The 23,700-nt window shown below is 58.4% G+C and carries 27 protein-coding genes and 3 pseudogenes; 9 read left to right on the top strand and 21 right to left on the bottom strand.

The window, feature by feature from the left end:
- Positions 1-82 precede the first annotated feature (82 nt).
- The 6 genes from yihA to AC1RTO_RS04645 form a co-directional block, all read right to left on the bottom strand.
- Positions 83-748, bottom strand: a complete 666-nt coding sequence (yihA, locus tag AC1RTO_RS04620; protein WP_493159718.1) for a ribosome biogenesis GTP-binding protein YihA/YsxC — start codon at positions 746-748, stop codon at positions 83-85.
- Positions 745-2,451 (bottom strand): membrane protein insertase YidC, encoded by a 1,707-nt coding sequence (gene yidC, locus AC1RTO_RS04625; RefSeq protein WP_493159719.1) that lies wholly within the window; start codon positions 2,449-2,451, stop codon positions 745-747. Before yidC ends, yihA begins: the two co-directional genes overlap by 4 nt.
- A gap of 19 nt (positions 2,452-2,470) precedes the next feature.
- Positions 2,471-2,683, bottom strand: a complete 213-nt coding sequence (yidD, locus tag AC1RTO_RS04630; RefSeq protein WP_293877102.1) for a membrane protein insertion efficiency factor YidD — start codon at positions 2,681-2,683, stop codon at positions 2,471-2,473.
- Positions 2,680-3,081: a ribonuclease P protein component gene (gene rnpA / locus AC1RTO_RS04635; RefSeq protein ID WP_493160333.1), complete on the bottom strand. Its 402-nt coding sequence runs from the start codon at positions 3,079-3,081 to the stop codon at positions 2,680-2,682. The genes yidD and rnpA overlap by 4 nt, the downstream gene beginning before the upstream one ends.
- Positions 3,081-3,215, bottom strand: a complete 135-nt coding sequence (gene rpmH, locus AC1RTO_RS04640; RefSeq protein WP_031393806.1) for a 50S ribosomal protein L34 — start codon at positions 3,213-3,215, stop codon at positions 3,081-3,083. The genes rnpA and rpmH overlap by 1 nt, the downstream gene beginning before the upstream one ends.
- 87 nt (positions 3,216-3,302) lie before the next feature.
- Complete coding sequence (locus AC1RTO_RS04645) at positions 3,303-3,608, bottom strand: hypothetical protein (protein ID WP_493159720.1); 306 nt, start codon at positions 3,606-3,608, stop codon at positions 3,303-3,305.
- Between the two features lie 132 nt (positions 3,609-3,740).
- Between AC1RTO_RS04645 and AC1RTO_RS04650 the strand changes: the two are divergent.
- Positions 3,741-4,385: pseudogene (locus AC1RTO_RS04650) on the top strand (magnesium chelatase domain-containing protein); the annotation flags it as partial.
- A 545-nt stretch (positions 4,386-4,930) separates the two neighbouring features.
- On the opposite strand, the gene AC1RTO_RS04655 reads toward AC1RTO_RS04650, so the two are convergent.
- From AC1RTO_RS04655 to AC1RTO_RS04690, 8 genes are all read right to left on the bottom strand, one after another.
- The gene (locus AC1RTO_RS04655) at positions 4,931-5,494 is read right to left on the bottom strand and encodes a hypothetical protein (RefSeq protein WP_493159721.1); all 564 of its coding nucleotides are present in this window, start codon (positions 5,492-5,494) and stop codon (positions 4,931-4,933) included.
- 225 nt (positions 5,495-5,719) lie between these two features.
- Entirely contained in the window at positions 5,720-6,019 is a 300-nt protein-coding gene (locus tag AC1RTO_RS04660; protein ID WP_493159722.1) for a hypothetical protein, read from the bottom strand.
- 56 nt (positions 6,020-6,075) lie between these two features.
- The gene (locus AC1RTO_RS04665; RefSeq protein ID WP_493159723.1) at positions 6,076-6,204 is read right to left on the bottom strand and encodes a DUF6771 family protein; all 129 of its coding nucleotides are present in this window, start codon (positions 6,202-6,204) and stop codon (positions 6,076-6,078) included.
- A gap of 56 nt (positions 6,205-6,260) precedes the next feature.
- Positions 6,261-6,989 carry a hypothetical protein gene (locus tag AC1RTO_RS04670; protein WP_493159724.1) on the bottom strand — a complete coding sequence of 243 codons (729 nt, stop codon included), beginning with the start codon at positions 6,987-6,989 and terminating at the stop codon, positions 6,261-6,263.
- 351 nt (positions 6,990-7,340) lie between these two features.
- Positions 7,341-7,808, bottom strand: coding sequence for a hypothetical protein (locus tag AC1RTO_RS04675; protein WP_493159725.1), 468 nt, complete (start codon positions 7,806-7,808; stop codon positions 7,341-7,343).
- On the bottom strand, positions 7,805-8,512 hold the full coding sequence (locus AC1RTO_RS04680; RefSeq protein WP_493159726.1) for a hypothetical protein: 708 nt from the start codon (positions 8,510-8,512) through the stop codon (positions 7,805-7,807). Before AC1RTO_RS04680 ends, AC1RTO_RS04675 begins: the two co-directional genes overlap by 4 nt.
- Before the next feature lie 459 nt (positions 8,513-8,971).
- Positions 8,972-9,103 carry a hypothetical protein gene (locus AC1RTO_RS04685; protein WP_493159727.1) on the bottom strand — a complete coding sequence of 44 codons (132 nt, stop codon included), beginning with the start codon at positions 9,101-9,103 and terminating at the stop codon, positions 8,972-8,974.
- Positions 9,104-9,808: 705 nt separating this feature from the next.
- The gene (locus AC1RTO_RS04690) at positions 9,809-10,369 is read right to left on the bottom strand and encodes a recombinase family protein (protein ID WP_493159728.1); all 561 of its coding nucleotides are present in this window, start codon (positions 10,367-10,369) and stop codon (positions 9,809-9,811) included.
- 528 nt (positions 10,370-10,897) lie between these two features.
- On the opposite strand from AC1RTO_RS04690, the gene AC1RTO_RS04695 reads away from it, so the two are divergent.
- Entirely contained in the window at positions 10,898-11,584 is a 687-nt protein-coding gene (locus AC1RTO_RS04695; RefSeq protein ID WP_493159729.1) for a hypothetical protein, read from the top strand.
- Positions 11,585-11,848: 264 nt separating this feature from the next.
- Here AC1RTO_RS04695 and AC1RTO_RS04700 read toward each other — a convergent pair whose 3' ends face one another.
- From AC1RTO_RS04700 to AC1RTO_RS04720, 5 genes are all read right to left on the bottom strand, one after another.
- Complete coding sequence (locus tag AC1RTO_RS04700; protein ID WP_493159730.1) at positions 11,849-12,049, bottom strand: hypothetical protein; 201 nt, start codon at positions 12,047-12,049, stop codon at positions 11,849-11,851.
- A 31-nt stretch (positions 12,050-12,080) separates the two neighbouring features.
- Entirely contained in the window at positions 12,081-13,049 is a 969-nt protein-coding gene (locus AC1RTO_RS04705) for a hypothetical protein (RefSeq protein ID WP_493159731.1), read from the bottom strand.
- A 1,544-nt stretch (positions 13,050-14,593) separates the two neighbouring features.
- Complete coding sequence (locus AC1RTO_RS04710) at positions 14,594-14,935, bottom strand: hypothetical protein (RefSeq protein ID WP_493159732.1); 342 nt, start codon at positions 14,933-14,935, stop codon at positions 14,594-14,596.
- Between the two features lie 24 nt (positions 14,936-14,959).
- Positions 14,960-15,514 (bottom strand): hypothetical protein, encoded by a 555-nt coding sequence (locus AC1RTO_RS04715; RefSeq protein WP_493159733.1) that lies wholly within the window; start codon positions 15,512-15,514, stop codon positions 14,960-14,962.
- A gap of 99 nt (positions 15,515-15,613) precedes the next feature.
- Complete coding sequence (locus AC1RTO_RS04720; RefSeq protein ID WP_493159734.1) at positions 15,614-15,907, bottom strand: excalibur calcium-binding domain-containing protein; 294 nt, start codon at positions 15,905-15,907, stop codon at positions 15,614-15,616.
- A gap of 76 nt (positions 15,908-15,983) precedes the next feature.
- Here AC1RTO_RS04720 and AC1RTO_RS04725 point away from each other — a divergent pair, with 76 nt between their 5' ends.
- The 4 genes from AC1RTO_RS04725 to AC1RTO_RS04740 all read left to right on the top strand — a co-directional run bounded on the left by AC1RTO_RS04725 (position 15,984) and on the right by AC1RTO_RS04740 (position 19,075).
- Positions 15,984-16,607 (top strand): hypothetical protein, encoded by a 624-nt coding sequence (locus tag AC1RTO_RS04725; protein WP_493159735.1) that lies wholly within the window; start codon positions 15,984-15,986, stop codon positions 16,605-16,607.
- Positions 16,600-17,445, top strand: a complete 846-nt coding sequence (locus tag AC1RTO_RS04730; RefSeq protein WP_493159736.1) for a hypothetical protein — start codon at positions 16,600-16,602, stop codon at positions 17,443-17,445. The genes AC1RTO_RS04725 and AC1RTO_RS04730 overlap by 8 nt, the downstream gene beginning before the upstream one ends.
- Before the next feature lie 30 nt (positions 17,446-17,475).
- Positions 17,476-17,718 (top strand): hypothetical protein, encoded by a 243-nt coding sequence (locus AC1RTO_RS04735; RefSeq protein WP_493159737.1) that lies wholly within the window; start codon positions 17,476-17,478, stop codon positions 17,716-17,718.
- 874 nt (positions 17,719-18,592) lie between these two features.
- Positions 18,593-19,075, top strand: a complete 483-nt coding sequence (locus AC1RTO_RS04740) for a surface-adhesin E family protein (RefSeq protein ID WP_493159738.1) — start codon at positions 18,593-18,595, stop codon at positions 19,073-19,075.
- Between the two features lie 437 nt (positions 19,076-19,512).
- On the opposite strand, the gene AC1RTO_RS04745 is transcribed toward AC1RTO_RS04740, so the two are convergent.
- The gene (locus tag AC1RTO_RS04745; RefSeq protein WP_493159739.1) at positions 19,513-20,376 is read right to left on the bottom strand and encodes a hypothetical protein; all 864 of its coding nucleotides are present in this window, start codon (positions 20,374-20,376) and stop codon (positions 19,513-19,515) included.
- 57 nt (positions 20,377-20,433) lie between these two features.
- Positions 20,434-22,101: a recombinase family protein gene (locus AC1RTO_RS04750; RefSeq protein ID WP_493159740.1), complete on the bottom strand. Its 1,668-nt coding sequence runs from the start codon at positions 22,099-22,101 to the stop codon at positions 20,434-20,436.
- A 31-nt stretch (positions 22,102-22,132) separates the two neighbouring features.
- Between AC1RTO_RS04750 and AC1RTO_RS04755 the strand changes: the two are divergent.
- The 3 genes and pseudogenes from AC1RTO_RS04755 to AC1RTO_RS04765 form a co-directional block, all read left to right on the top strand.
- A pseudogene (locus AC1RTO_RS04755) lies at positions 22,133-23,014 on the top strand (YifB family Mg chelatase-like AAA ATPase); the annotation flags it as partial.
- 10 nt (positions 23,015-23,024) lie between these two features.
- Positions 23,025-23,261 carry a hypothetical protein gene (locus AC1RTO_RS04760; RefSeq protein WP_493159741.1) on the top strand — a complete coding sequence of 79 codons (237 nt, stop codon included), beginning with the start codon at positions 23,025-23,027 and terminating at the stop codon, positions 23,259-23,261.
- Positions 23,262-23,280: 19 nt separating this feature from the next.
- A pseudogene (locus tag AC1RTO_RS04765) lies at positions 23,281-23,664 on the top strand (magnesium chelatase subunit ChlI family protein); the annotation flags it as partial.
- Positions 23,665-23,700 lie beyond the last annotated feature (36 nt).

A 23,700-nucleotide genomic window follows, 5' to 3' on the forward strand; every position in this document is an offset into this window, starting at 1 on the left:
TCTCCCGGATCCGCCGTTCGTCACGGCGATATAATCATCAACGCTCGTGATGTACGAATCCTGAACCGATGAATTCAATCCGCTAGCCGATCGCTTCCATCACCGCGGCCCGGAGTTCGGGGATGCCCATGCCGCCTTCGCTCGAGGTGGCGAGGATGTCGGGGTGGGCGGCGGGGCGCTTGCGGGCCTCGGCGGCAACGCTGGCCATGACGTCGGCGAGCTCGGTCGCCTTCACCTTGTCCGCCTTCGTCAAGACGAGGCGGTAGCTGACCGCGGCCTTGTCGAGCATCTCGAGGATCTCGCGGTCGACGTCCTTGATGCCGTGGCGCGAATCGATCAGCACGAGGGCGCGCTTCAGCGTGTCGCGGCCGCGCAGGAAGTCGTTGACCAGGAAGCGCCATTTCCTGACGACATCTTTGGGCGCCTTGGCGAAGCCGTACCCGGGCATGTCGACCAGCCGGAACGCCAGCGGCGCGCCGACGTCGAAGAAGTTGAGCTCCTGCGTCCGGCCCGGCGTGTTCGACGTGCGGGCGAGGCCGTTGCGCCCGGTGAGCGCGTTGAGCAGCGACGACTTGCCGACGTTCGAACGCCCCGCGAACGCGACCTCCGGCACCACCGGCGCGGGGAGATGCTCGAGCGCCGGCGCGGACTTCAGGAAGCTGATCGGCCCCGCGAAGGTCTTGCGCGCATGCTCGATCAGCTCGGGGGTGAAGCCATCGTCCTCGGGGGTGGTGACGTCGTCGCTCACTTCGCGGGCGCCGTCTTGAGGTCGGGATGCCGGGCATACAGCACGCGCTGTTGCAGGATCGCGAGGAAGTTGGAGGCGATCCAGTAGACCTGCAGGCCGACCGGATAGCTCGCCATCACGAACATCAGCACCCAGGGGATGATCGCGAACACCTGCTTCTGGGTATCGTCCATCGGCGCCGGGTTCATCTTGAACTGGAAGTACATCGAGATGCCGAGGATGATCGGCACGACGCCGATCGCGATCATGTGCGGCGGGGTGAAGTGCAGATAGCCGAACAGGTTGAGCGGCGTCAGCGGATCGGGCGCCGACAGGTCCTTGATCCAGCCGAAGAACGGCTGGTGCCGCATCTCGATCGTCAACATCAGCACCTTGTAGAGCGCGTAGAAGATCGGAATCTGGAGCAGGGTCGGTAGGCAGCCGGCGACGGGATTGACCTTTTCCGTCTTGTAGAGGCCCATCACCTCCTGCTGCATGCGCGGCTTGTCGTCCTTGAACCGCTCCTGGATCGCCTTCATCTTCGGCTGGATCGCGCGCATCTTCGCCATGCTGGCGAACTGGCGCTGGGCGATCGGGAACATCAGTCCGCGGATCGTCACCGTCAGCAGGATGATCGCGACGCCGAAATTGCCGACCATGCGGAACAGCCAGTCGAGATAGGTAAAGATCGGTTTTTCGACGATCTCGAACCAGCCCCAGTCGATCGCCTTGTCGAGCTTGGTAACGCCGGCGTCGTTCTCGTAATGCTGGAGCGCCTTTACCTCCTTCGCACCGGCGAAGAAGCGGCTGGTCTGCGTGATCGCGCGGCCCGCGGGCAGCAGCTTGGGGGCGAAGGCGTAGTCCGCCTGATACGCCGTGTTGGTGCCGGCGCGGAACTGGCCGTTGAACAGCGCGGCCTGATCGGGGACCAGCGCCGTCAGCCAGTATTTGTCGGTGAAGCCGAGCCAGCCGCCGGTCGTAGTAAACTTCGCGGGTGCCTCGTCGAGGTCCTTGAACTTGGTGCCGTAATCGGCGCCGCCGCCATGAACAGACATCGGCCCGGTGTGGATCTGCCACGTGCCGGGGTCCTTCGACACGCCGACGCGATTGACATAGCCGTAGGGCGCGACGGGCACGGGCGCGCCGCCGGCATTCTGCACCGTCTGCTTGACGGTGAACATATATTGGTCGTCGACCGACAGCTCGATCGCGAAGCGCTGGCCGCTCGCATTGGCGGCAGTCAGCGTCACCGGGCGGCCGGGCGCAAGCAGCGGCGCCGAGGCGGTCCAGACGGCGTCGGCAGCGGGCGGCTTCAGCCCGTCGTCGCGCCAGCCGAAGCCGGCGAAATAGGCCTCGGGCGCGCCGGCTGGCGACAGCAGGCGGATCGGCGGCGAATCCTTGGCGATCGTTTCCTTGTACCGGACCAGCACGAGGTCGTCGATCCGCGCGCCCTTGAGGTTGATCGAGCCCTGCAGCGTCGGCGTCTGGATGCGGACGCGCGGGGATTCGGCGAGCACGACCTGCCGGTTGCGGACCGCCCCGGGATTGTCGACGGTGGGATCGGCGCTGTCGCGCGCCGGGATCGGCTGCGACTTGCCGTTGACGATCTTCGTCACCGGCGGGTTCGCGACGGGGAAGAACTTGCCCTGGATCAGCGGCCACGCGAACAGGATCAGCGCGGCGATGACCGCGAACAGGACGAAATTCTGGCGTTCTTTGTTCAAGGTCTTGCCCCGTCTTGGCTCAAGGGACGGGATCGGGTCCGTACCCGCCCCAAGGATGACAGCGCGCGATCCGCTTCGCCGCCAACCAGCCCCCTTTGGCCGCGCCATAGCGGCGAAGGGCGGTGATTGCATAGGCGGAACACGACGGCTGGTAACGACAGGTGTCGGGCATCAGCGCGGATGGCCCCAATTGCCAGCCGCGCGCGATGAGGATCAGCAGCTTCGCGATCACCGTTTCGGCTTTCGCGGGCCACGCGGGCGTGCCGGCGCGCTCTCGCCGCGGGCGATCTTCGCCAGCGCCTTGCCGAGTTCCGCCTTCAAGGCCGCATGGTCGCGCTCGATGCCGCCGTCGCGGCCGATCAGCACGTGATCCGCACCGCGGATGCCGGCGGCGGGCAACAGCTCACGCGCCAACGCCCGCAGCCGCCGTTTCATGCGGTTGCGGACGACGGCGTTGCCGACTTTCTTGGTGACGGTGAAGCCGACGCGCATAACGGGGTCACCGTCGTCGCGGTCGCGCACCAGCAGGACGAATCCCGGCATCGGTGCGCGCCGTCCCGCATTCGCCGCGAGGAAATCGCGGCGGACCGTCAGCGTCTGTATGTCGGCGCCGCCGACGGGAGGTCGAATTACGCCGACAGCTTCTTGCGGCCGCGGGCCCGGCGTGCGTGGATCACCGCACGGCCGCCGACCGTCGCCATCCGGGCGCGGAAGCCGTGGCGACGTGCACGCACCAGATTGCTCGGCTGAAAGGTCCGCTTCATGATTCATTCCCTGATCGTCTGAATAGAAAACGGCCGCCACGCGGGACGGCCTTGATGGGGAGCGCATACCGAGGGGGATCGCGGAAGTCAACGCGAGCCGATCCGCTTGTCGCGCGCGTGCCGCTTGTCGCGGGCATGGCGGCGCAACGCGCTCTGTCGCCGCATCGTCCGGTCGACCAGACCGCCGATCCGCGGCCAGCGCCGCTTCACCCGCGCGAACCGGACCTGCGCGGATCGCGAGTTGCGCAGGATCAGCACCAGCCCGCCGGCAAACAGGAAGATGCCGCCCGGTCCCGGCAGCGGCGCGACCGCCGCGGCGCCGAGGATCAGCAGGCCGCCGAGCAGGAGCTGCAACAGGCGACTGACGGGATGGCGATCCTGCATAACGCTCACTTGGGGGCTGTGTGTTGTTCGGACAAGGCAGTTGAGGAATGTTCGAAACGGACTCTTTCTCACCATGCAAAGCGCGCTATGAACCCGGCGTGACGCCGACGTGACATCGGGGGAGCGACTGGGGGGAATGACATGGTGGCGACCGTCCAGACGGTGGCGTATCTCGGTCTGGAAGCGCGCGGGGTCGAGGTGCAGGTGCAGCTGATCCCCGGCCTGCCGAACTTCATCGTCGTCGGGCTGGGCGACAAGGCGGTCGCGGAAAGCCGCGAGCGGGTGCGGGGTGCGATCTCCGCTTTGGGCCTCGCGCTGCCGCCCAAGCGGATCGTCGTCAATTTGTCGCCCGCCGACCTGCCCAAGGAAGGATCGCATTTCGACCTGCCGATCGCGCTGGCGCTGCTTGGGGCTATGGCGGTGATCGACGTCGAGGCGCTGGCGGACTATGTCGTCGTCGGCGAACTGGGCCTCGACGGGCGGATCGCGTCGTCGCCGGGCGTCCTGCTCGCCGCATTGCATGCCGCGGCGGAGGGCAGGGGGCTGATCTGTCCCGCGGCGCAAGGCGCGGAGGCCGCCTGGGCCGGATCGGTCGAGGTGCTCGCCGCGCCCGACCTGCTGGCGCTCATCAACCATTTCAAGGGCCATGGCCTGCTCTCGGCGCCGGCCGCGGGCGAGGTCGAGGCGGCGTCGCACGGCCCCGACTTGCGCCAGGTCAAGGGGCAGGAGGTCGCCAAGCGCGCGCTGGAGATCGCCGCGGCGGGCGGCCACAATTTGTTGATGGTGTGAAAGGTGTGTAACCGAGCGTTCGGGGTCGATCCGCACTCGGGTGACCCGTTTTGTTCTTACTTCAAACGCATGAAAGCCGCAGAAGAGCGGCGAAAACGGTCGGCACAAGCCGTGCTTCAAAAAATTTTCGTTCCCTCGTTGTTCCCTTGCGCTTTCCGAAACCCGCAGAAGTCCACGCGTCGTTCGGTCCGGCCTGCTGTCATAATCGAGGTTGTAAAGGAACGGCATCTACTGCGCATCATTAAGCCCCTTGCCTGCTGCGCCGCTTTGCCACAATTTGTGGGGGTTGAGTTCGGGGGCGGACCCGTTTGCTGGTAGGCAACGGAGCATTCGCCCACATCTCGGCATCCCACTCACGTGGGTGCGGTAGGAAGGGTCTCGCAAGGGGCGCAGCGATTTGGTTTCACCACCATCCGCGCACGCCTTTGGTTGGACGCCATGCCCTTCCTACCGTTGTGGGATGCTACTCCTGCTGACTGGCCAACCGCAAGTGAGATTTTGGCCAAAACGGTAAACGGCATTTACGGCACACGTGCCGCTGCTCACGCTTCCCGACGATCCTGACCGCGCGGTATGCTGAGAAAACCTCGGACGATCCATCCGATTAGGAATTGCAGGGCAAACAGTAAGCCGCACGCCAAAGCCGTGGTTCCGGCTACGGTTCCGAACCAGCTTCGGCGCTCTTTCCACCACTCAGAGCGTTCGAAGGCTTTGGCCTGCGCTTCCTCTTCGGGCAACAGGCTGAAACTCTTTTGCCGCTGGTCCATGTAGCGAGTGACTTCATCGGTCCAAGACGCGTAGCCTTGGCCATCGGCGCTAGTCACGATGATGCTGTCGCCGTTGGTTGCGGGGACTGCACGAAAGCACAAATCCACGTTTGATTTCATGCCGTTTGCGAAGTTATAGCCAAAGATTGTGCGTCTCTGATCATTAAACGAGCATTCGGTTTTAGACAGCCTGAAGGGCGCTTCAGCGCCCGACGCTTCGAAAGTGAGCGTTTGGCGATCTCCCGACCCGAATAGAAAAATCGCGCCGCCGATAAGCAAGACGCCAGCCCGTACAACGGTCCCGATCCGCCGCGCACCTTCGAATGCATTGAACGCCATTTGCTTCCCCCACCTTCGGGAAAGTCATCGCTTGTTGTGCTGGCTTTCGCAACGGGTCAGTCGTCTATCCCACGCTCTTCCATCGCCCGCGCCAACGCGTCCTGCCACGGGTCTCCAGCCTCTGCATCGCTCGCGATATATGCAGCCCGACCTCTTCATCTGACATGGTCGCGATACGATCCTGCAATTCCAGCGCTGTGGCCTCGTGGTCGTCGGGTTCCATGGTCATCCTCGCAATCTTCGCTGCACCGTTTGCCAGCCTCGATCATCGCGCTGGAAAAAGCCAGTGGTCGTTATGGCTGCTTCTGTTGGGTGGGCGCGCGCCGCAGGATTACCGCAGGCCATGCATCTGAACCGCCGCAGCGCTTCACCCTCCAGCGCGTCTGGCCAGCGATGCAGCAGGAACCATTTCAGCGCATCGTTCTTGTCGACCACGCCTTTGTGCCTACATGCGCCGCATTCCAGTTGGATGCGCATCTGGTGGCGTGAAAAGTCGCTGATGGATCGGAACGTCTTGCTGCCCATCGTCAGAAGGGAAGAGGAAGCTGCCCATCAGATGAAACGGGCCGACAAAGCGCGTCCTAAACGTGCTGTGCAAGCTGGCGCTGACCGTCTGCGCGTAGCCTATCCTGCGCCATCGTTAAGGCGATTTGCGCCCATGCAGGGGCGGTGCTGATCGCTTGCGCGATGGATTCGGGGCTGATGATCATGGGGCGACTCCGTGGCCGCCCGAGTTGGAACGAAACAGGAACGCGCCGCAAGCCTCCTACTCGATATTAGGCTGGGGGATGTTCCACACCTGCCGCTCACCCTTTTTGGGTTTTCCGGGCGTTATGTTAAAGTCGTCAGTCTTTATGAGTTTGACTTCGACATCCTTGGTAGCGACATAATAAACCTTGCCGTCCGTAAATATTGGATAGCCTATTACCTCGTCGTTTCCATACCGTCCGCAATTTTCGCACCCATTATCCGCATTGACGTTTAGCATGATCCGAGCGGCTGCTCGCTGGCCCTCTGCAAAAGCTCGCATGGGAACCATATAGACAGCCTGATAGAGTCCGAAGCTTATGGTAATCAAGCAAGCTACTAAAATACCACATATTATGATGGTATTTGCTAACTTGCCTTTTTTATCATCGAACTGTGGATTTCGGAGCCGAAATGCGAGTCCCACAATAACCCATGCTATAAAAAGATATGCCAGAATCGTCGGAAAAATGAAAATCATTAGACCCACGCTTTTCGAGGACTCTAAAACCGTAGAATAGCCGGTAGATAGTAGGTGTTTATCGTCAGGGGTAAATGTCCCCTCTGGCAGACCGAATGAGGTGCTTAAGCCGTCATGGAATCGAATTCCAAGGTCCATTAGCCAACCACGGATCGCGGTGGCTCCGCCAATCAGATTGACCAAACCAGCCACTAAAGCGGTGATGGTTACCTTGTCGAAGCCAAATCGGTTGCCCCCGGACGTATTAGATTCTGCTTCGTCCGACATCGTTCCTCCGAGATGCATAAATAGGCGGTGATGGCAAAGAGCAGTGGCATATGGGGCGAATACGATCCAGACACCAAGGTGATGACCGTCCATTTCCGAACGGCACCTACAACCTGCCCAACGTTTCTTTCTACGTTTGGAGTGGTTTCAACGGGCATGCATAAGGGGACGTACCGGAAGCAGTATCTGAAGGGAAACTACTGACGCGCGTCAATTAACCGCCAGCGCGAAATATGATGTCACCGCCGAGGTCCACCCTGTACGCACGTTGGCATTGCTCAATAATCAGCGCTCAGTAAGTCGCTTTTCCAAGGCTTGGAGGTCAGGCCCTTCGAGCCCGGCCCATTCGTCTTACGCTACCGCACTACGGACGGTTAAAACAATCGCCTCTGCCGCCTCCGCCCGGTTGCGCCAGTCGTCTGCCTCTGCCTGCATGGCCTCTGCTTCGCGCAGCCGCTGTTCTGCGGCTTCTGCACGACCCTCCAACGCCTGCATCTCCAAAACCGTCTTGCGACGGTCTAGCTGGACAGCACTGGCGACCAGCTTGGCGATATCCGCGTCCTGCACTTCGTCGAGTTGTTGCCGCAAGCTCACGACCTCCGCCTCCAGCCGCTGGACTTCATGGCGGAGGACGCGACCGCGTCCAGTGGACGCGGCCTGTGCCACTGGACGCAGGCTGACGTCGTGCAGATCAAGCTTAAATGCAGCCAGCTTCCGCAGGATCGCAGACCGGGCAGCGATGACTGCGGTACCATCCTCCGCGCGCAGCAGATTCGTCACCAGCTTATCGACGACGTTAAAGTCCGTAGCGTCGGTCATGCTGCTGCACTCCCAAGCTGCTGCGCGATTTCGCGCGGAATCGTCGTCAGGTCATCGTGGCTGTCGATCACGTCCCAAGCCCCGTGGCCGTCCGGGATGCATTCGATGATCGAGCGGTTCGGCGTGTAGGCGAACATCGCCACCTGCACGCCATGTTCGAGCAGAAAGGCAGGGGCGGGTTGTGCCTTCTGATCGTCGGCTTCCCGACGCGTCCAAGACGGCTCGCGATCCCGAAAGCGCCAGCCCTTCGTCGTCGCGGCGCTCCGCTTCGGATGCATCACCTGTTCGCGGTTCGCTTCCCACTCTTCATCGTTGATCGTCTGCACCCACGCATCGTAGCGCTGTTTCAGGTTGTCTATCCTCAGCTTCACGTCAGCCAACTGGCGCAAAGTGTGGCAAACGACGTGGTTGAGGGGTTCTGCAGACGTCACCAACGTGGCAAGATACACACCAAGCTGCGTCATGCGCTCCTTCCACGCTTCGATGACTTCATGGATTGCGACGCGGCTGTTTTCATACGGGCGCTGGCGCGACCCATCGCAGCCAGCCGTATTCATACCAGCTTGGCGCTTGAATCCATGATGCGCGATGAAGCCTTCAAGGCAGTTGTAGAGACCGCCGCAAATCTGACAGGTCAGGCCAGCAGGGCTGTTGAACGGCGTGATGATGCGGGTGGCGGAATCACATTTCGTGAGATTTTGCATTTGGGTACACCTCGGGCTTGGTTTCGAAAAACCGCCCACGTGTTCCGGAGCGCGTATAGCCTCTGGAACCGTCACGCCCGGCGACCCGGCGTTTTAGTTGGGTCTCTAAACCCCAACTTCGGTGGCTGCATTACCGCCACTCGCAAAGCCGCAGTACATCAACATCACTTTGGGTGCAATCCCCCTCCAAGCATCTTTTTTCAAAAGGGCATTACGAGCAGGGATGGTTGCTTGCTATCCCTACGAAATGTCAATCATGGCGGAAGGCGTATAGCAGATGAACTACAATGATCGCGCCTTGGCGGCGTGTTGGGGGAGAAACGGACTTCCTCGAAGTCTCCTAAAGGAGGTAGATCAGGCGCGTTGCGGTCAGGATGTTGGCGACACCTTGGGAGGTGACCACAGTAACATGAACGGGTCGTCAGGAATCTGACGGAAGCCAAGCCAGTACAGGATCAATTAAGTTTTGCGCTGGCTGACGGTCGCAACGATCGTCCGTCCAAGATGCACGTCGATCCACGCCAGCATATCCCGTGCGATTTTAAAACCGTCACGCCCCTCACGATCCGAGGCGATGATGAGGTAGGCCATGATCGGTGCGCCATATGGGTGCAGCAGGCACCACGATCCACCGTCTTCGCTAATCGGGTTAAGGTTATACTGTCGCAACCATGCTGGCTAGTTGATGGACTGCCATTCTCCATACGACGCTGCGAGGGCGCAGGTTGAGACTTAATGCACCGGGCTGCCCCTCGCATTGCAGAGCGATGCGCAAATGTGTCGTTTCGACGCTTCTCGTAGCGATTGCGACCTTCGCTGGCTGCAATGTAGATTTGGACATCATCTGAATGGAAGCTTCGGGTCGGGCTCTAGGCATATGGGCGGCGTCAGACATGGGCGTCCGTTGGTGCAAGGCGAAGGTTGGTGGTCAGGTTCCGCCCGACAAACGAGGTCACGCTCTGGTCCGGCCATATGATCCAGCGTTTGAGGCCGTCTCGTCGAACCGCTTCTCGAACGCACTCTGTCATCCACGCGCGAAGGGCTGGGGCAGGGTTGTTGGCGTCCGCATTGGGAAAGCGAAAGGCGGATCGGTTGGCATTTACCTCGGCGAAGGGTTCGCCCGGCTCGACGGTCGGGACATGCCACGCGATGGCTCCGGGTGCGGCGCGGACCGATATACGGATATGCTGCGAGATCACGATCCTCCGCTGATTGGGTGAGCGTCGTATGTGCTGTCGCAGGCGATGTTCGCGACGATCATCGTGACGGTGATGTTCGACGGTCCGGCGACGCTGGTCAGGATGGTGCCGTGGCAGCGTTGATAGAGGACAGTGCTCGGTAAACGCTTGCGCGACTGATCCCCATGACGGCTGCGATTTCGTTAGGTCTCATCCGCCCATGAAGCTGGCGAACACGATCAAGATCGATGGAGGACTTCCGACCTTCGTAGACACCCTTCCGCTTCGCGGCCTCGATCCCCTCCCGCTGGCGTTCGGCCCTGATGTCGAGTTCGAACGCTGCCACCGCCCCAAGGATCGAGATCGTCAACCGTCCCGTGCTGGTGGTCGTGTCGATAGCCTGATCGAGACAGCGGAAGCCGACACTCTTCTGGTCGAGACTGGCGAGGATGTTGTGCAGGTCGCGGACCGAGCGCGCGAGGCGGTCGAGCTTCGTGACGATTACGGTGTCGCCGTGGCGGGCGAACTCGATGGCAGCTTGGAGTTCGGGGCGATCGTCGGCGGATCGACCGGACTTCTTCTCCTCAAATAGCTTGTCGATGCCCGCTTTGGCCAGAGCTTCCCGTTGGACGTCGAGATTCTGGGTCGTATCCGACACGCGTGCATAGCCAATCAGCAAGCCGTTCTCCTGTTTAATCTGGGTGTCATCTCCGCGACCGTCTCAACAGGGTAGTTTCCGCTAACCCTCTGAGACAGTTCGAGGATTATACCACAGATCGCAGCAGAGCATACATGACGGACAGTCCCGATGAGCACGTGAGGATCGTCAGCGAAAAGACGGTAGGAGGCGAAGGCTGGAGCGGCACGCTCCAGGCGCTTCGCGCCTGCCACCGTCGCTGGTCACAATCCGGGAGATCAACGTAGAGCCGAAGATATGCCGTCAGGCGTTCTAAAAAACGCTTCAGTCACACCGAACCGGAGATCGCGCGAAAAGCGGCGGAAGGACATCTTTGGTAGGCCATCGCAGATAGACAGATTTGTAGTCTTGCGGACAACGCTGTTTATGTTAGCCTAATCTAACAGAAAAATAGGTTGAAGAACGCCTTTCAATTCTGTGATTCAATCTTAAATTTTGTATAAACTTATTTAGTAATTGCATGATATCGTTTTCTACTCGAAAGCTTTTAACATTGCGCGGGAGTTGTGCGTGAGAATCTTACAGATTTTTGTCACTGCGGCGGCGCTTGTTTCATGCTCATCCAACGAGAATCAATCAAACAGCGTGGCTGAGAGTTTCGAAGAATCGTCAAATGCAAAGGAGCATCGATTTGATTTGTTAAAACAAGGCGATGCAGAGCGAGCGAGGTCGCGCGCTCTTCGTGACAAGGAAGATCAACTTGCTCGGGATAATGCTCAAAGGGAAACCGATGAACTGGAAGAAAGCATCCGAAATTTGCTTTTGCCGATACCTAAAAATATAGTATCTTCAGTTCTTAATCACCCTGAAAAGCTTTTACATAACGATCTAATGATGAATCCTTCCTTCACTGTATGTAGGGCCGGTTCAGAAGATGGAAAAAGAACAATTGTTCTACAAATTGATGGTAATGGCGAGCTATACGTGGTTTACAATCTGGCGGGTAAGATTCAGATCAACCGAGGAAGTCAGGACCCAGTCGTCCGCGAGGTCGATAACCCTTTCATAGGAAATGCCAGCGTCGGGTTTACGGTCGGTGATAGGTTATTCAAAAACTTCACCTTGGATAAAATCCAATGGATCGAAGATACTGCCTATATACCAATTGTAGTTTCGCAAGACAGAAAGCCCTCGCTAATAAAGACTACATTGACGCAACTCGGAAGTTGCGAGCCATTGGCGTCACGTTCGGAGTAATAATGGCGGTTTGCGCGATAACACACGTGCTCTCAACGCAAACTACGGAATTAAATTAACTTTTAGTCCGTTATGTATCCAGTTCTCGAATGATGGATCATGTTGCCACGGAGTTCGGTCGTGCGCCGGTGGCAACGAAAGCCACCTAAACGACATTCTTCCCGCGCGTGCAGCACTGGTCGGCACGACAGGCGCTTCGCGCCTGTTCAACGGTTGCGCAGCGCGGGCGGCGCGACGATGCGAAAGCGTGCGATCCAAAGTGCCTCAAGCGGCTGGCAGATTCTGGTACACTGACGCCGCTCGTCGGAGGGCAACCTCGATTGGTTCCAGCGGCAGCTTGGCCAAAATCTGTTCGATCTCTGCTGCCGAACAGCGACGTGAAGTCAACCGTTGCCGGATGGCACGGGTCATCCGATCGAGGTAGTGCTGGTGCTCAGCGATGCGGTGCTGAAGGTCTTGGTTCATCATCGGGTATTTAGGTGGCGATGTTTGGCGGTCAGTCCGTATCAAAATCGATGTGGCCGGAGAGGCGGCGCATGCACGACCATTCTCGCTCGATGTAGCGAGACGCCCGTCGCGACACGCCGTGCCGTGCGAGATGCAGCATAACGCCAGACTCGACTGCGCCGTCCGGATGGCAGTTCGCCGCACCATAAAGTCCGTCGATTTCCCAGCCGTCACCGCTTTTCGACAGGTGAACCATCGCCTCGGCACCCTCGTAGAATGCGACCGCGAATGCCGAGCGCTGCTCCATAACCCTTGGAATGTAGTCGCGCGCGCAATTCCGTAGCCGGATCGCCGTCTCAATGAGCATCGCCCCATTGGTGACTGGTCGGTAACCGGGTGCAGCGGGGATCGGATGGTCCGGGAAGGTCACGCGCCTCCCCCATGAGCTTACCAACCGTCGCACGTCTGCCATGGTCTTGATCGTCGACATCGCCTGCGTCAGCGCGGATTGCTCTACACCTGCTCGGATTAGCAAGCGATAAAGCCGGGCGACGTCGCGTGCGTCATCGGCGCACCGGAGTGCTGTCACGAGACCGGACTTGCGCAGAGGCACGGGAAGTGCCCGCACGATCTGGAGACGCTCGGGTGTAATCTCATCCAACCTGTGAAGGACCGCACACATGCCGCTGCGTCCTTCACTCGCCAGCAGCCCGCACAGATAACGGTAGTGTCGGGGCGGGTGTGGAGCATCGCCGCTCCGGCGTAAGCACGAGCGAAGACCTAGCGGAACCTTGCCAATGGCGGCGCTCAGAATTTCGTCGTGACCTGCTTTCGTGAGGAATGCGCCCATAGCACCGTCATTGCTGAACGTCCTGACGGGGCCGGGTATGGACAGATAGGTGAAGATGACATGACGACGCTCTCGCGACGAGCGGAACAGCGCCCCGAGGAATCCGGGGTTCGCTGCATCAATCTCGCACGCACGATCGAGTGCCCAGCCGGTAAAACTTCTAATCATCCCACAAACTCCGATCAGCGTATTCGGAGGCGCGGAGCCTTTCTTGCGGATTTGGCGTGGATCATCATCATCGTATTATAGCACAAAGCTCGGCATGAAGGCGGCAATATCTCCGCTGACGTTTCGGTGGCGGCGCGAAGCGCCAGGCGCAAGCGCCTGTCAACTCGCCACCTAAGCACAAGTAGCTGGGAGAATTCGGAGGCGCGGTTTGGCTCGCGCGCACGCAGACGACGCATCTACCCGACGTTTACCTCCAGCGATGCCTACTCTCGTGAACGGCGGTAGTCTCGTAGAGCATCGGCTCGTTACTTGGCAGACACGGCTCGCACCCGAGCCGCGCGTTTGACACGGATCATATGGTTCGTGGTTGGCACTACCTGCGGGTCTAAATAGCTCCGGATGGGGGCGAGGAAGTGCGTGCGAATTTGTTGATCGTATCAGCACGTTGTGCCCTCCAACCGTTCGCCCGTCATCGTCTCGGTTCCGAAGACATTTTCGGATGCAACCGGAACTGCCCGGCAGTCGAGGTCGATCGTGCCTTTCTCGTCTGCTGCTAATTAATCGGTGCAGATGGAGCGACGAAAGTGAAGCCACTTTCATCCGGGAATCCGGAGGGCTCAAATTGTCGCGCCGCCCAGTCATGTCCAGTAACGTGACCACTTGCATCAAAGGTCACGGAGGAAATGTTCGCCAGATTGGTTCTGATGCACGGCTGGTTGACCGTTGCACTATTAAATGCATCAAGTTCTAACTAATTTTAGGATTATTTAACGAACTAAATCTAACTCATCGAAATATTTATTAGTGTATATTTTTTTATGGACAGTGTCTTTTGTTTCAGCGTAAATAGAGATGTGATTAGGGTAGCCGCAAGGCTCTTGTGGATGACCCGTCCAACAACTGCTGCCGATGGCTGTGTAATCACCGCTCTTAGATGAGGGGTTCGCCCGGACAGGAAGCCTCCCAAGATCAGGGAGCAAATTGGGATTACATGCCCGTCTCCCTTTTCTGGTGGGAGGATAAAATAATCAGAATATAGAAGGGACCTATGTGTCTAACAACTCACAAGTCCCTGTCCATCGCTTGTCGTGATAACAAGAGCTTGCGATGGATGCTTCGACGATAGTCGATAACCGCGATGCTCCACACAACGTAAGACTGAAATCCCCTCGGGTAGACGTAAGCAGGGAGCGGATAGTTGCAGTAAAGGCCGGTCACGGATCGCCACGAGCCAGTAGGGTAATGCCTACAAGCTGCATCTCACTGTCAGACCTAACCGCATGACAAACCTATCCCCCCGTCCAATACATCTAACTCTATGCAGATTCTGTCATTCAGATTTTCTTTGTGTTACGTCGTGTACTGGATGGGGGGAATAGAGTTGTGTCAACTTTCCTCCCGCAAAACAGATTCTAAATCGCTTAGCGATCAGATAAGCAAAACGCTTTAGCGTTGAGTGTTCTGATGCTAAGCTGGTGAGGCGTTAGCCTCGCCGTCTCATTGATCTATTCGATTATGAATCTCACAGATTTTGTATGTGAGTATCACGTTGCTGAGAGATATCCGATGACGGCAACCAGCACCAACAGAACACCAGCGATTACCAGTTGCTGTTTATCCAGCCCCTTGGCGGGTTCGTATGCAACTCGTTCTACCGGCTCCGCTGCATCCATGGATTTAACATGCGCTGGCGCAGCGTAGCGCCCATCCGATGCCTGCGGACGATCCCAACGGATGGCCGCGACGATCAACAGCGCCAGCCCCACGTGCAACGTCATCATCTGCTGTTGCAGAAGTCCAAGGTTGTGGGTCCCAGCGGGTGCCGTGTCAGTGACGAACGCTCCACCCACAGCAAACAGACCAAATATTAAGGCCAAAACCGGCATATTATACCCCCTAATGAAACGCGCTTAGAAATTTACCGGCGTGGGTTCGCTTTTAGGTGCGTTCGCAAGGTAGAAAAATTGGAAGTCGGAGTCGTCACGCGACGATCCCATAGATTTCAGAACAAGGTCCCCACCCTTGAAATGCCACGTCGAAACCATGTTGTCGTAAACTGCACCAGCTTTCGACTGCCACTTTTCAGACTTCTCGGACGCTGGCGATCCCCACTTGGCCTGAAATGCTGCACGCAATTCCGCGTAGTTGTCTGATTTCACTGAACCATCCACCGCGTATAGCTTTCCATCGTTGAATGAAAGAAGCAGGATGTACAGCGGAGCGTTGCCAAGTTTCATTTCTTGGCCATACGGCTTTGAACACTGGGTCTTCCCGCTTGCGTTCACAGCACAGGCGTTCGTCGCCACGTTCGCAGTCTGGACAGCAGCGTCCGGCGTCAGGCCAAGGAAGCTAAAGATAGGTCGTGCAGGCGCGGCCTTTGCTTGAGCATGTGCAGCCCGCTTCTGCGCCGCAGCAGGTGCCACAGCCATCAGGATGCACGCAGCACCTATAGCAAACTTCGTCATTAATCCCCCTGTATCAACATTGGACGCATCTACCGACGCGCCTACGCTTTATCTGTCTGGACGCTACGCCTTTGCAACCACGCAACTGACCGGCAGCATCTACGGACGCCAAACGCCTCGACGGCTGCGCCTATGACTGTTGGACCCACCATCACCTTGGTACGGCTCGCACGCAATGCCGTCGCCGTCGCCGTCCATTTGGATGCGATATCCGGGCTGACCTCGATACAACGGGGCTTTGCCTGCGGCTCGCACGGCTTTGCATCCTGTATAGTAGACGTCGTCTGTGATGGCGGTTGCAGCGCTGCGATCCTTGGGCAGCATCGCCAACGATACACCCCCGAACGTCGCGGCAGACAGAACGGCGGTCAGCATGACGAATTGACGGTCCATATGCGGGTCTCCTCACCCTCGCTGGTATCGATCACCGGTTGATGGATCGTTGACACGTCACGTGCCGGATGGTCGCATGGTGCTCATGACCGACGATCCCGGCAAACCATCTGCATTCAAACGGCTACTGGAGGCAGGTGCGGGACCGGCGATCGGCGTCCTGTTCTTCGCCATCGTCTTCATCATCGCGACGATCGCCACCGCACGAAGCAAATCGCCGTGGGATACTGCCATCGCAGCGATGGCCATGGGATCGCAGGCATTCTTCGCGTTCGTGGTCTGGCGATTGGGGCAGGCGCAATATGCATTCACGCAGCGCGTTACGGAACGGCAGCACAAGATTGACGCTTACCCACTGCGTGAGAAAGCGGCGAACGACCTTGCGGCATTAGGGGATACCTACGTCATTGCGGTTCGGCCATTGGATCGTGATGATGTGGAAGCTTTCCAGCTTCTGCACCAGCGAATATCACGTCTCTTTTCCTCCCGTGCGTCAGACCAATCTTTTGAATTGTATGGAATCATGCTGGAGGTGGAGACGCTGATCGCGCCGGTCCCGGCAGTTTTAGATGACGGCGGCAGCATAGTTGTTCCCGGGTTTGACGGTATCACCTCGGAGGTCAATGTGTTGTTCAACGTAGCCTTCGATGTCTACACCGATCTGCAAAACACTTTGGAAGAGGAAATTCACATTGGCTAAGCCTCCGTCTTCTATCGCCGCTGAGAAGCCATCCGAGAGAAAGAAGTGCTTTATCGTCGGACCCATCGGGGAAGAGGGCACGCCTGTACGCCAGCTTGCCGATTGGCTTCTTAAAGGTATAATCATGCCGGTCGTCGAGGACGCTGAATTCAACTACCTCGTCAAACGCGCAGATCATGATACGGACCCCGGTTCCATCACCAGCGCGGTGATCGATGATCTGGTCAACTCTGATCTCGTTATAGCGGACTTAACCGGATTCAATCCAAATGCTTTTTATGAACTTGGCATCCGCCATGCTATTCGTAAGCCCGCGATCCATATGATTGCGGAGTTCGTCAAACTACCGTTCGATAATGCTGATCAGCGCACCATCTTTGTCAATATCGCTGACTTTGAAAGCGTAGAGAAGGCCAAAGCACGGCTACGTAACGCGGTCCAAGCAGTAAATAAAGACGGTTATAAGGTCTCTAATCCAGTCGTGCAGTCAGCCGCAGTTAGTGCACTGAAAGATAGTGATGACCCGAGAGACCAACTTATTGCCAGACTGGAAGAACGACTGGCGCTCATTGAGCAGGACCGCACCTACGAGCGGGTTCGCCGTGCGCTGATTGGCAATGGAGCGAAAGCCATTACTTGGGAGCAGATTCAGAAATCGGTAAATCCCATCAATATGGATGATGAATCAGTTAATGATGCTTTGACACGTACAAAAGTAGAAGCGTTGATGGGTAAATCAACCGTGAATAAACTAAACGCAATTAGACTTAATAAGGCTGGTGAAATTTTATCCGCAACCCTAAATAATCCCGAAAAAGGCGGTTCCGGCGTTGAATAGTTTAAGACCCCGTCTCCGTATTAATAATGGATGACATCGTTCAGCAAGGCCACCCTATCGATCGGTGACGACCTTCAAACACTTACCAACGTCGACGCTCTTCCCAATCATCTGCCGCGCAACCTCCGCAATGGCCATTCCGTCATTGTTTCGGGTCAGATTGAACCCAGCGACGAGAATGACGGCATGTACATCTGGCAAAAGGGCAACACCAAAGACGATGATGGATTGAATGTCGTCAAGCCCGCCACGTCGGTCGCCTCGGGACGATAAATGCTGTCAGTGGGTCACTGCATCACCGGGCAGACCGGCGATAAGGGCGATCGTGAATTCCAAGGGATCAAGGGCGATCTCGGCGACGGTCTCGCCACGGTCATGGCACCCGGTGGCTCTGCGCTGGTTTGATTCAAAGCAAACTCCACAAGGGCCATTACTCGGACTGTTGCGTCCAAGCTTCGGGATAGCGCATCGGTCGCTGATTTTCGGGGCAGTGGGTGACGGTGGCACGAACAACGAGGTTGCGCTTGCCGCAGCCCTCGGATGGGCCGGTGAGCGTTCGACAGCCGGGAATACACTTAAGCTGCGTTGGTCAGCCGGTCGTTATGTCTATTCTGCTGAAGTCAATTGCGCGATCAACCGCCTTCATATGCGCGCAGATGGCGAAGTCTGATTGATCAGTACAAGCGTTAGCAACGCATTATTGCTCGACGGTGGAGCTACCGGACCCGGCGTTTACGAGATAGTCGCGTCCAATAATACTGCTTATCGGACAGTCGCATCGACTATTCAATAAGGGGTTCGCAAACATCATTTCGGCACGTCGCCAACGGAACTGTTGCGATGACTGTCAACCTCGTATGATTGTGCTGGAACCTATTTTTCAAAGGGTTGTTAGTTGTTGATACTGAATCAGAGTTAGCGTGTCGATAACTCCGTAAAAAAGCTTCCGTAATGCTGTTTACACAGATTTAAAGTATTTGGTTGTAGCTTTGGCGGACAGTGTAGCATGTTGCGCAACGATCTTACTCAGCCCGTAAGAAAATTACACCCACTAGTGGCATTTCCGTATCGGACTGATTCGAAAAAACGGCCAGTGCCAGCCTTTTGGCGAGGTATTTTTTTAGACTTTCCGGGTTAATCTGCATCCATGATCCGCACCACCATCGCAGCGATGATTGCCGCTACAGTCGTCGCGACACCGGCGAGTGCAGACCGTTTCGTTCCTCTCGGCGCAGATGCGGACAAGGGGACGTTCGTAGCGATCGATCTGGACACGATCCGGTTTGTCAACGGCATGCAGCGAGCATGGGTCATGACGGTCATTACGAAGGGTGAGGCGCAGGGTCTGCCGCTGTATGTCCAGTCCCTAAATGAATTCGACTGCCGTCAGGAACGTTCGCAAGTGCTTAGCCAGAGCGTTTACGACGCCAAGGGCAACGTCACCGGTAAGCTGCCTGCGGAAACGTGGGGGTATCCGCCCGTTGGAACGACTGCATCTGAAACGCTGGCGATCGCCTGTGGCCGGGTCGTAAAGGATGCGGACATCGGCCACATGACAGCGCTGGAGCTATTCCGCGTCGTCGTCTCCACGATGCGCAACAAGGGGCAAGTAGGGGGCTCGCAGAAATGACATGGCCATTCGTCCTATGCGTCGCGGTCGCATGCGCATTTGGTGGCTTCATCTGGGGATGGAAGCAGCGGGAAGAAAATACAAGATCGCGGAGCAGTTGCGTCTTCCGACCGCTGATAAAGACCACCGGGGTGACGCATGATCGTCACCGCGTCCAACCTTTCAGCCTACTCGATATGCATGCAATCGGCGCTGACGCTCCCGGTGGTTCCGGTACAATCCGGGATGCATCTATCGATCAGGACAACTCGGAAGTCACGATCGACGGCACCTACGATCTCAAAGCTGTAGCTAAAACGCTGGATGACGACCGTGCTGCGGAGTTGGCGGCCATCTTCGCAAGCCGGGGTACAGAACAGCATCGGATGCACAAGGTATGGTGTGGACAGCGGCAATCGTCTTTGCGGTCATGCTGTATTTGATCCTGCGGTAACCAACTACTTAATGCCCTCACTCAAAAGCGCGGCGAACGCAGCGTCGGTTTCACGTTCGGCAGCGGCTTTCGTCCGGTCGTGCTCTTCCTGCTCCAGCATCTGAAAGATGACAGCTTTTACCACCGGGAACAACTTCGTGCATTGTTCATCGGTAAGCTCATGTATGCCAACGCTCAGCACCGAAAAGACGGCTTTGTTGCGCACAAGTCGTTCCGGTAATTCGTTCTTCAATGCGGCGATTCTCTCGTCCATCCGCATGGTTTCAAAGCCGTCGATCACTCCAGAATGTTCCGCGTGCCGCTCGTGGGCGCGCCCGATCATTCTTTCGAATACTCGACGAAGATAAACGAACGCTCCGGACGCAGCATCGTGAGCAAACAGGCCGATAGCTTGTCCAAGCTCTTTGCGGTCCAGTGAGTCTAAGTGTTTGTCGAAGCTCTTGAGTTCACCAAAAGCAATATCAGCCATGGATGGATGTTGGCCGATTTTGATCAGCAGGTCGCCCACCTTATGGAATACATACAGGTATGTTGTTAGGTCACGCTGGCAGACCGCTTGAAGGCCGATAATCTGCGGAGGGTATAGAGGCGCGTCGCCATCTCGCAAACCACCGCCAACACTTGCGACCTCCTTAGATTTGATAAAGAACGGCGTCTCTTTCTTGCAGCCAACGCAGTAGCAGTCCAGTGTTCCAACACTCGCGTTCCGTATACGCGTTTCTACCGACGTGCCGATTACACCTTTGGTATCGACATAGCTGTAGAGCCCCTTGTTGAGCAACAGATCATGGATTCTGGCAATAACGATTTGGGCTTGCTCAACAACGAGAGCGTGGCGCTCCTGAGCATCATTCGGAATAACCTGCATCCAAGTAACGTAGCCGTATCAACTGCGGCTGAGAAGGGGAGGGCGCGAGCTCAACGCCTATCCCTTCCGCCGCTGGTATGCATCCACCACCGGTCCCGCGTCCGTGACCCACTCCGGCTTCATTTCCGTCCAATCCACGTCCAGACCCTTGGACCCATCCATGTTGAACGTCACCGTCCTGACGTGATCGACCAACGCCAGCGTCCACCGGCGCTTGCGGCCATTGAACGCGATCGTCTCCACCAGATCGTTCAATGCCAGTTTGACCCTCTGACGGGCCTTGTAGCGCGTGTCTGGATCATCGGCCTGCATCATAGCCCGGACCTCCGAAACGCGCCGTAAATGCTCTGTAGGCGTCACAGCGCCACGCAATGTCGCAACCTCACTCTCCAGCCGTTCAACCTCGACCTTGGCGGCTTTGAATTCATCCCGACGCTTTCGGTACAGCCCCTTGGCCATCTCATCGTCAGGGTCATCCTCGCGTTCCTCTAAGGCGACGCGCATCCGCTTTTCAGCGACGGTCAGCCCACGCTTGGCTTCCGCCAGCGCCTTTTCAACCGTTCCCCCCGCGCTTGGTGCAGCGAAATGCTGATCGTCCATCGCGAGGTGCAGCAGTTCGTCCAGAACCAAAGTTTCCACCATCTTGTAGCCAAAGCGGACCCGGTTCGTGCATCCATGGCTACGGTAGGCGCTTGTGCACATAAGGTAGCGGCGGCTGACCACGGTTCCATCGGCCAGCTTTTCCACCCCACAGTTGATGGCGGTCATGGCCTTTCCGCAGGCTGTGCAAGTAGTCAGGCCGGACAGAATATTAACCAGCTTTTCCCGCCCACCTTGGACTGCCGCGACAGCGCGCGCTTTCACGTCATTGACGCGTTCGAATTGTTCGATGGGCACGACGGCAGGAAAGTAGTCGGGGATGGCTTCACCCACCGGCGTCCGCGTCTCGCCTTTGGGCTTCGTATGGGGTTGATACTCGCCAATGACAGCCCGGTTGCAGAGTATTTTCTGCACATAACTGGCATACCAGCCGTTGCCCGTTCCGAACGTCTCGATGCGCTCCCGGTTGAACGTCGCGGCGATCGTGGCCTTACCTAAACCCTGTTCCGTCATATCGAAGATGCGTCGGACGATTGCGACACGTTCGGGGATGGGCTGGTAGGTCGCGGTCGCGTTGGTGCCGGATTTAAATCCGGTGTCTTTTTCGCTGATGGTCAGCCAGCCGGGGCAGCGAGTTGTCATGGGCGCTCCGCGTTCCCGCTTCTGCTGCCATGCATTAGCAACCCGGATCGATTTGGTTTCCGACTCTTCGTATCCCCGGAAAGCCTCGAAAATTAGCGACATATAAGTCATCGGGTTATCAAGCGCGGCTTCCGTCAGCACGTGGCGACCATCGCCGGTTGCGATCGTCAGCCCCGTTAAAACCATCGTTTCAATCCATCGCGCCATCACGCGCGGTTTCTGTCTGGACAGGCGATCGAGTTTTTCTACGATCAGCACCAGACCAGTCCCGCCATCGCGTTGGACCCGTTCAGCAAACTGGCCAAGGTTACCCACAGTCAGGTTTTCGCCGGTCCATGCAGAGCGTCCCGAGTCTACCAACCTTTCGCCAACGTCCCAGCCTTTCGCCCGCGCGAACGCCTCGCATAGTTCAAGCTGACGGGGCGCTGACGTCGTGCCGGACTGTTCAAGGCTCGACCAACGGCTGTAGAGAATGGCTTGCATAACGGTCTCTTACGATCTCCGACACCGCTAACATAACCTGCTGATGGTGGGCCCGCCCGGCGCCGGCAAGTCGCTGATGGCGTCATGCCTGCCCGGCATCCTGCCGCCGCTCGACGCGGCCGAGGCGCTGGAGGTGTCGATGGTGCAGTCCGTCGCCGGCACGCTGGCGGGCGGGCGGCTGACGCGCAACCGGCCGTTCCGCAGCCCGCATCACAGCGCGTCGATGGCGGCGCTGACCGGCGGCGGGTTGCGGGTGAAGCCGGGCGAGGTCAGCCTCGCGCATCTCGGCGTGCTGTTCCTCGACGAGCTGCCGGAATTCCAGCGCGGCGTGCTCGATTCGCTGCGCCAGCCGCTGGAGGCGGGCGTGGTCAGCGTCGCGCGCGCCAATGCCCACGTCACCTTTCCGGCGCGTGTCCAGCTGATCGCGGCGATGAATCCGTGCCGCTGCGGCCACCTCGGCGATGCCAGCCTCGCCTGCGCCCGCGCACCCCGCTGCGCCGCCGACTATCAGGCGAAGGTGTCGGGGCCGCTGCTCGACAGAGTGGACATCCATCTGGAGGTGAACGCGGTTTCAGCAGCGGACCTCATATTGCCGCCGCCGACCGAAGGATCGGCGGAGGTGCGCGCGAGGGTGGCGGCAGCGCGTGCTATTCAGACCACGCGATATGCGGGCTCCGGTATTCGCACGAACACCGAGGCAGATGGTGACTTGCTGGAGCGGGTCGCCGTTCTTGACGAGCCTGCGCGAAAGTTGCTCGCGCAGGCGGCGGACGGGGCTCGGCTGTCAGCGCGCGGTTTCCATCGCGTGATCCGCGTGTCTCGCACTATTGCCGATCTAGCTGGAACCGAGACGATCGGTCGTGTCCATGTAGCAGAGGCTTTAAGCTATCGCCGGAGGTCGCCTGTAGCGTGAGGAATAGATAATGAACAAAGATATGGCACGCATCATGGCCACTGCTGGCTTGCGAGCGGGACGGGAACTTGGCGAACTTGTTCGCCTTCTCAACGAGCACGAGCCCGATAGTAAGGACCTGAAATTAGGAATTGCGTCGGTCGTCGCCGAGATAGGGTTCGCGGTCATGGACCCTGCCTATGACGCAGATCCAGAGTTAAAAGCGGAGTTTGAAGGGCGCATCGAGCGATACGGCCGGGCCACCTGACGACTTGAAGACAATTCTCTTACACGATGACATCGGCGTGCACGTCGAGGTCGTCGCGGTGAGCGCCGCCGATCTGGTGCTGCCGCCACCGTCCGAAGGGTCTGCCGAGGTCGCGGCGAGAGTGGCAGCGGCGCGGAGGATCCAGACGGCGCGCTATGCCGGTCATCCGGTCCGCACCAATGCGGAGGCGGACGGCGCGGTGCTCGACACGGTCGCCACCCCCAACGCGGCGGGGCGTCAGCGGCTTGCACAGGCGGCGGAGGCGATGCGGATGTCGGCGCGCGGCTATACCCGCGTCCTGCGCGTCGCCCGCACCATCGCCGACCTCGCCGGTCGGGACGGGGTCGGCCGCGTCCATGTCGCCGAGGCGCTGAGCTACCGCCGCCGCGCGCCCACCGCCTGACCCGCGCGGGTTTTGCGGGCCGGCCCGTCACGCACC

It is taken from the genome of Sphingomonas sp. GW821-FHT10F09 (genome assembly GCF_058809195.1).

What these genes read in the sequence shown, in the direction of transcription:
- rpmH (WP_031393806.1), bottom strand. Translation starts at nt 3,215, where the DNA reads ATGAAGCGGACCTTTCAGCCGAGCAATCTGGTGCGTGCACGTCGCCAC.
- AC1RTO_RS04670 (WP_493159724.1), bottom strand. Translation starts at nt 6,989, where the DNA reads ATGTCGGACGAAGCAGAATCTAATACGTCCGGGGGCAACCGATTTGGC.
- AC1RTO_RS04720 (WP_493159734.1), bottom strand. Translation starts at nt 15,907, where the DNA reads ATGGACCGTCAATTCGTCATGCTGACCGCCGTTCTGTCTGCCGCGACG.
- AC1RTO_RS04700 (WP_493159730.1), bottom strand. Translation starts at nt 12,049, where the DNA reads ATGAACCAAGACCTTCAGCACCGCATCGCTGAGCACCAGCACTACCTC.
- AC1RTO_RS04655 (WP_493159721.1), bottom strand. Translation starts at nt 5,494, where the DNA reads ATGGCGTTCAATGCATTCGAAGGTGCGCGGCGGATCGGGACCGTTGTA.
- AC1RTO_RS04745 (WP_493159739.1), bottom strand. Translation starts at nt 20,376, where the DNA reads ATGCAGGTTATTCCGAATGATGCTCAGGAGCGCCACGCTCTCGTTGTT.
- AC1RTO_RS04675 (WP_493159725.1), bottom strand. Translation starts at nt 7,808, where the DNA reads ATGACCGACGCTACGGACTTTAACGTCGTCGATAAGCTGGTGACGAAT.
- AC1RTO_RS04725 (WP_493159735.1), top strand. Translation starts at nt 15,984, where the DNA reads ATGGTGCTCATGACCGACGATCCCGGCAAACCATCTGCATTCAAACGG.
- AC1RTO_RS04735 (WP_493159737.1), top strand. Translation starts at nt 17,476, where the DNA reads ATGACATCGTTCAGCAAGGCCACCCTATCGATCGGTGACGACCTTCAA.
- AC1RTO_RS04715 (WP_493159733.1), bottom strand. Translation starts at nt 15,514, where the DNA reads ATGACGAAGTTTGCTATAGGTGCTGCGTGCATCCTGATGGCTGTGGCA.
- AC1RTO_RS04660 (WP_493159722.1), bottom strand. Translation starts at nt 6,019, where the DNA reads ATGGGCAGCAAGACGTTCCGATCCATCAGCGACTTTTCACGCCACCAG.
- AC1RTO_RS04665 (WP_493159723.1), bottom strand. Translation starts at nt 6,204, where the DNA reads ATGATCATCAGCCCCGAATCCATCGCGCAAGCGATCAGCACCGCCCCT.
- AC1RTO_RS04705 (WP_493159731.1), bottom strand. Translation starts at nt 13,049, where the DNA reads ATGATTAGAAGTTTTACCGGCTGGGCACTCGATCGTGCGTGCGAGATT.
- AC1RTO_RS04680 (WP_493159726.1), bottom strand. Translation starts at nt 8,512, where the DNA reads ATGCAAAATCTCACGAAATGTGATTCCGCCACCCGCATCATCACGCCG.
- AC1RTO_RS04685 (WP_493159727.1), bottom strand. Translation starts at nt 9,103, where the DNA reads ATGGCCTACCTCATCATCGCCTCGGATCGTGAGGGGCGTGACGGTTTT.
- AC1RTO_RS04760 (WP_493159741.1), top strand. Translation starts at nt 23,025, where the DNA reads ATGAACAAAGATATGGCACGCATCATGGCCACTGCTGGCTTGCGAGCG.
- AC1RTO_RS04710 (WP_493159732.1), bottom strand. Translation starts at nt 14,935, where the DNA reads ATGCCGGTTTTGGCCTTAATATTTGGTCTGTTTGCTGTGGGTGGAGCG.
- AC1RTO_RS04750 (WP_493159740.1), bottom strand. Translation starts at nt 22,101, where the DNA reads ATGCAAGCCATTCTCTACAGCCGTTGGTCGAGCCTTGAACAGTCCGGC.
- AC1RTO_RS04740 (WP_493159738.1), top strand. Translation starts at nt 18,593, where the DNA reads ATGATCCGCACCACCATCGCAGCGATGATTGCCGCTACAGTCGTCGCG.